Origin of the sequence: Pseudomonas sp. (genome assembly GCF_030696055.1) — a bacterium.
Taxonomy (GTDB): Bacteria; Pseudomonadota; Gammaproteobacteria; order Pseudomonadales; family Pseudomonadaceae; genus Aquipseudomonas.
In genome coordinates this window covers 1-6,187 of the sequence record NZ_JAUYNP010000055.1, presented here as the reverse complement: position 1 = coordinate 6,187, position 6,187 = coordinate 1, and the positions used below count along the sequence as shown (strand labels likewise).

At 58.0% G+C, this 6,187-nt stretch carries 4 protein-coding genes; all 4 read left to right on the top strand.

Features of this window, described 5'->3' with window-relative positions; genetic code table 11:
* A partial coding sequence (gene rpoC / locus Q8Q83_RS03355; protein WP_305621114.1) for a DNA-directed RNA polymerase subunit beta' occupies positions 1-3,565 on the top strand: 3,565 nt, incomplete at its 5' end.
* A 158-nt stretch (positions 3,566-3,723) separates the two neighbouring features.
* Entirely contained in the window at positions 3,724-4,095 is a 372-nt protein-coding gene (rpsL, locus tag Q8Q83_RS03350; protein ID WP_003463319.1) for a 30S ribosomal protein S12, read from the top strand.
* A 118-nt stretch (positions 4,096-4,213) separates the two neighbouring features.
* Entirely contained in the window at positions 4,214-4,684 is a 471-nt protein-coding gene (gene rpsG / locus Q8Q83_RS03345; RefSeq protein ID WP_010490886.1) for a 30S ribosomal protein S7, read from the top strand.
* Between the two features lie 30 nt (positions 4,685-4,714).
* Positions 4,715-6,187, top strand: a 1,473-nt coding sequence (gene fusA, locus Q8Q83_RS03340) for an elongation factor G (protein ID WP_305621113.1), incomplete at its 3' end; no start/stop codon positions are given.

Below are 6,187 nucleotides of genomic sequence, written 5' to 3'. Positions count from 1 at the left end.
CAAGATCAAGAAGCTGTCCAAGCGTCTGAAGCTGATGGAGGCCTTCCTCAGCTCCGGCAACCTGCCTGAGTGGATGGTGTTGACCGTTCTGCCGGTTCTGCCGCCAGATCTGCGTCCGCTGGTTCCGCTCGACGGTGGCCGTTTCGCGACCTCGGATCTGAACGATCTGTATCGTCGGGTGATCAACCGTAACAACCGCCTGAAGCGCCTGCTCGATCTGTCCGCGCCGGACATCATCGTGCGCAACGAAAAGCGCATGCTGCAGGAAGCGGTCGACGCCCTGCTCGACAACGGCCGTCGCGGTCGCGCCATCACTGGCTCGAACAAGCGTCCGCTGAAGTCCTTGGCCGACATGATCAAGGGTAAGCAAGGTCGCTTCCGTCAGAACCTGCTCGGTAAGCGCGTCGACTACTCCGGTCGTTCGGTAATTACCGTAGGCCCGACCCTGCGTCTGCACCAGTGCGGTCTGCCGAAGAAGATGGCTCTCGAGCTGTTCAAGCCGTTCATCTTCGGCAAGCTGGAAATGCGTGGTCTGGCGACCACCATCAAGGCCGCCAAGAAGATGGTCGAGCGCGAGCTGCCAGAGGTGTGGGACGTTCTCGCCGAAGTGATTCGCGAACACCCCGTGCTGCTCAACCGTGCGCCGACCCTGCACCGCCTCGGTATCCAGGCGTTTGAACCGGTTCTGATCGAAGGTAAAGCCATCCAGCTGCACCCGCTGGTCTGCGCCGCGTACAACGCCGACTTCGACGGTGACCAGATGGCCGTGCACGTGCCGCTGACGCTGGAAGCCCAGCTGGAAGCGCGCGCGTTGATGATGTCGACCAACAACATCCTGTCGCCTGCCAACGGTGAGCCGATCATCGTACCGTCCCAGGACGTGGTACTGGGTCTGTACTACATGACCCGCGAAGCGGTAAACGCCAAGGGCGAAGGTCGCGTATTCGCCGACCTGCAGGAAGTTGACCGGGTTTTCCGTGGTGGCGAAGCCTCGCTGCATGCTCGCGTAAAAGTGCGCATCAACGAAGTGATCAAAGACCGCGACGGCAGCATCACCAAGAACACCCGTATCGTCGACACCACTGTCGGCCGTGCGCTGCTGTTCCAAATCGTTCCGGATGGCCTGTCGTATGACGTGGTCAACCAGTCGATGAAGAAGAAGGCGATCTCCAAGCTGATCAACCAGTGTTACCGCACCGTTGGCTTGAAAGACACCGTGATCTTCGCCGACCAGCTGATGTACACCGGTTTCGCTTATTCGACCATCTCCGGTGTGTCGATCGGCGTGAACGACTTCGTGATCCCGGCTGAGAAGGCGCGCATCATCGACGCCGCCACCGAGGAAGTTAAAGAGATCGAATCGCAGTACGCCTCCGGCCTGGTAACCCAGGGCGAGAAGTACAACAAGGTGATCGACCTCTGGTCCAAGGCTAACGACGAAGTGTCCAAGGCGATGATGGCCAACCTCTCGAAAGAGAAGGTCATCGACCGCGATGGCAAGGAAGTCGAGCAGGAGTCCTTCAACTCCATGTACATGATGGCCGACTCCGGTGCTCGTGGTTCTGCTGCGCAGATCCGTCAGCTGGCCGGTATGCGTGGCCTGATGGCCAAGCCGGACGGTTCGATCATCGAAACGCCGATCACCGCGAACTTCCGCGAAGGTCTGAGCGTTTTGCAGTACTTCATCTCGACCCACGGTGCGCGTAAGGGTCTTGCGGATACCGCGTTGAAAACTGCGAACTCCGGTTACCTGACCCGTCGCCTGGTCGACGTGGCCCAGGACCTGGTGGTGACCGCGATCGATTGCGGCACCGAGCATGGCCTGCTGATGACGCCGCACATCGAAGGCGGTGACGTGGTCGAGCCGCTGGGTGAGCGCGTACTGGGCCGTGTGATCGCCAAGGACGTGTTCAAGCCGGGTACCGATGATGTCATCGTTCCTGCTGGCACCCTGGTCGACGAGCAGTGGGTCGAGTTCATCGAGCTGAACAGCATCGACGAAGTGATAGTGCGTTCGCCGATCAGCTGTGAAACCCGCTACGGCATCTGCGCCAAGTGCTACGGTCGCGACCTGGCTCGTGGTCACCAGATCAATATCGGTGAAGCGGTCGGCGTTATCGCTGCCCAGTCGATCGGTGAGCCGGGTACCCAGCTGACCATGCGTACCTTCCACATCGGTGGTGCGGCCAGCCGGACTTCGGCTGCCGACAGCGTACAAGTGAAGAACGGCGGTGCGGTTCGCCTGCACAACCTGAAGCACGTCGAACGTCTGGACGGCAACTTGGTCGCGGTATCGCGTTCCGGCGAGCTGGCGATTGCCGACGAGTTCGGTCGTGAGCGTGAGCGCTACAAGCTGCCGTACGGTGCGGTAATTTCCGTGAAGGAAGGCGACAAGGTCGACGCTGGCGCCATAGTCGCCAAGTGGGACCCGCACACCCACCCGATCGTTACCGAAATGAAAGGTACCGTGACCTACGTGGGCATGGAAGAAGGCATCACCATCAAGCGTCAGACCGACGAATTGACGGGTTTGACCAACATCGAAGTGCTGGATCCGAAAGATCGTCCGGCCGCCGGCAAGGACATTCGTCCTGCGGTGAAGATGGTTGGCGAAGATGGCAAGGATCTGCTGCTGCCAGGTACCGATGTACCGGCTCAGTACTTCCTGCCGGCTAACGCCCTGGTGGGTGTGGCGAACGGTGCTCAGGTGGGCGTGGGTGATGTAATCGCTCGTATCCCGCAAGAGACCTCGAAGACCCGTGACATCACCGGTGGTCTGCCGCGTGTTGCCGACCTGTTCGAAGCGCGTCGTCCGAAAGAAGCCGCGATCCTGGCGGAAATCAGCGGCACCATCGCCTTCGGCAAAGAAACCAAGGGCAAGCGTCGTCTGGTGATTACACCGACCGACGGTAGCGAGCCGTACGAGGAGCTGATTCCGAAGTGGCGTCACCTGAACGTGTTCGAAGGTGAACAGGTCAACAAGGGTGAAGTTATCTCCGACGGCCCGAGCGATCCGCACGATATCCTGCGTCTGCTGGGTGTCAGCGCGCTGGCCAAGTACATCGTCAACGAGATTCAGGACGTGTACCGCCTGCAGGGTGTGAAGATCAACGACAAGCACATCGAAACCATCCTGCGCCAGATGCTGCGCAAGGTTGAAGTGGCTGAGTCGGGCGATTCCACCTTCATCAAGGGCGATCAGATGGAGTTGACCGCGGTACTGGGTGAGAACGAGCGTCTGGCTGGCGAAGACAAGTTCGTTGCCAAGTACACCCGCGTCCTGCTGGGTATCACCAAGGCGTCGTTGTCCACCGAGTCGTTTATCTCGGCGGCCTCCTTCCAGGAAACCACTCGGGTACTCACCGAAGCGGCAGTTACTGGCAAGCGCGATTACCTGCGTGGTCTGAAAGAAAACGTGGTCGTGGGTCGTCTAATCCCGGCCGGTACCGGTTTGGCCTATCACAGCGAGCGCAAGCGCAAGCGTGAAGCGGCTCAGCCGGTACGAGTCAGCGCCAGTGAGGTGGAAGCCGCACTGACCGAAGCGCTGAACTCCAGCAGCAATTAAGTGTAGGGCCCCGGTCGAGCAATCGTCCGGGGCTTTGCCTTGACGGGGAGCGTGGGTCTCTTTAGACTCATGCACCCCTAAATTTGGCAGGGCGCGTGCTCTGCCATTTTGCTTTTGTTGTAATAAATAGCGTCGAAAGACAACAGTGGAGCTAGTAGATGGCAACTATCAACCAGCTGGTACGTCAGCCGCGTAAGCGTATCGTCGAGAAATCCGACGTACCTGCGCTGCAGAACTGCCCGCAACGTCGTGGCGTATGCACCCGCGTGTATACCACTACGCCGAAAAAACCTAACTCGGCACTGCGTAAAGTATGCCGTGTGCGTCTGACCAACGGTTTCGAGGTTTCCTCGTACATCGGCGGTGAAGGCCACAACCTGCAAGAGCACAGCGTCGTACTGATTCGTGGCGGTCGTGTAAAAGACTTGCCAGGTGTTCGTTACCACACCGTGCGCGGTTCGCTGGATACCTCCGGTGTTAAAGACCGTAAGCAGGGTCGTTCGAAGTACGGTACCAAGCGTCCTAAGTAATAGGCGTTTGTACTGAATAACGAGTTTCTATTTTTCTGAGTCGATAAGAGTAAGGTCGGAGGCGTCCCGAAAGGGCACCGATTCCGAGCGAACCTGAAGACCGTTTGAGGGCTTATCCATGCCAAGAAGACGCGTAGCAGCCAAGCGCGAAGTGCTTGACGATCCAAAATACGGAAGCCAAATCCTGGCCAAGTTCATGAACCACGTGATGGAAAGCGGCAAGAAAGCCGTTGCCGAGCGTATCGTTTATGGCGCCCTGGATAAGGTTAAAGAGCGTAAGAACAGCGATCCCCTGGAAATCTTCGAGAAAGCTCTCGACGCCATCGCTCCGCTGGTCGAAGTGAAGTCGCGCCGTGTAGGCGGTGCTACTTACCAGGTTCCGGTCGAAGTTCGCCCGTCCCGTCGTAACGCTCTTGCCATGCGCTGGCTGGTAGATTTCGCCCGTAAGCGTGGCGAGAAATCCATGGCTCTGCGTTTGGCTGGTGAGTTGCTGGATGCTGCGGAAGGCAAGGGTGCTGCAGTTAAGAAGCGTGAAGACGTGCACCGTATGGCTGAAGCCAACAAGGCTTTCTCGCACTACCGCTTCTAATTATCGCGCTTCTAAATTTGCGAGGGCTTTATGGCTCGTACTACACCGATTAACCGTTACCGTAACATCGGTATCGTGGCTCACGTGGACGCGGGTAAAACCACGACCACCGAGCGTGTCCTGTTCTACACAGGCAAAAGCCACAAGATGGGCGAGGTGCATGACGGCGCCGCGACCACCGACTGGATGGTGCAGGAGCAGGAGCGTGGTATTACCATTACTTCTGCTGCTATTACCGCTTTCTGGAAGGGTTCCGAGAAGCAGTACAAGGATGAGCACCGCTTCAACGTCATCGATACCCCCGGCCACGTTGACTTCACCATTGAAGTTGAGCGCTCGCTGCGTGTACTCGACGGCGCGGTCGTTGTGTTCTGTGGCACCTCGGGCGTTGAGCCGCAGTCGGAAACCGTATGGCGTCAGGCCAACAAATACGGCGTTCCACGTCTTGTTTACGTTAACAAGATGGACCGTGCCGGTGCTGACTTCCTGCGCGTGATCGGTCAGATCAAGCAGCGCCTGGGTCACACTCCGGTGCCGATCCAGCTGGCTATCGGTTCCGAAGACAACTTCCAAGGTCAGATCGATCTGATCAACATGCAAGCTGTCTACTGGAACGATGCTGACAAGGGCATGGTTCCTGTTCGCAAGGACATTCCGGCAGAATTGCTGGAAGAAGCCGAGAAGTGGCGCGGCAACATGGTTGAGGCTGCGGCCGAAGCCAACGAAGAGTTCATGAACAAGTACCTCGAAGGTGAAGAGCTCACCATCGAAGAAATCAAAAGCGGTCTGCGTTCGCGCACCATCGCTGGCGAAATCGTTCTGGCTGTTTGCGGTTCTTCCTTCAAGAACAAGGGTGTGCCCCTGGTTCTCGACGCCGTTATCGACTTCCTGCCTGCACCTACCGACATTCCTGCCATCAAGGGCACCGACCCGGATGACGAGACTGTCCAGCTGGAGCGTCATGCAGACGACAGCGAGCCGTTCGCGGCTCTGGCGTTCAAGATCGCTACCGATCCATTCGTGGGTACTTTGACCTTTGTCCGGGTTTACTCGGGCGTGTTGAACTCCGGTGACGGCGTGATCAACTCGGTTAAGGGTAAGAAAGAGCGCGTGGGTCGTATGGTGCAAATGCACGCAAACGCCCGTGAAGAGATCAAGGAAGTACGCGCTGGTGACATCGCGGCCTTGATCGGCATGAAGGACGTCACCACTGGTGAGACTCTGTGCAACGCTGACAAGCCAATCATCCTGGTTCGCATGGACTTCCCGGAGCCGGTTATTTCGGTTGCCGTAGAGCCTAAGACCAAGGATGACCAGGAAAAAATGGGTATCGCTCTGGGCAAGCTCGCTCAGGAAGATCCATCTTTCCGCGTCAAGACTGATGAAGAGACTGGTCAAACGATCATCTCCGGCATGGGCGAGTTGCACCTGGACATCCTGGTTGACCGGATGCGCCGTGAGTTCAACGTCGAAGCCAACATCGGTAAGCCACAAGTTTCGTAC

Coding starts and splice junctions, on each gene's coding strand:
- rpsL (WP_003463319.1), top strand. CDS start 3,724: ATGGCAACTATCAACCAGCTGGTACGTCAGCCGCGTAAGCGTATCGTC.
- rpsG (WP_010490886.1), top strand. CDS start 4,214: ATGCCAAGAAGACGCGTAGCAGCCAAGCGCGAAGTGCTTGACGATCCA.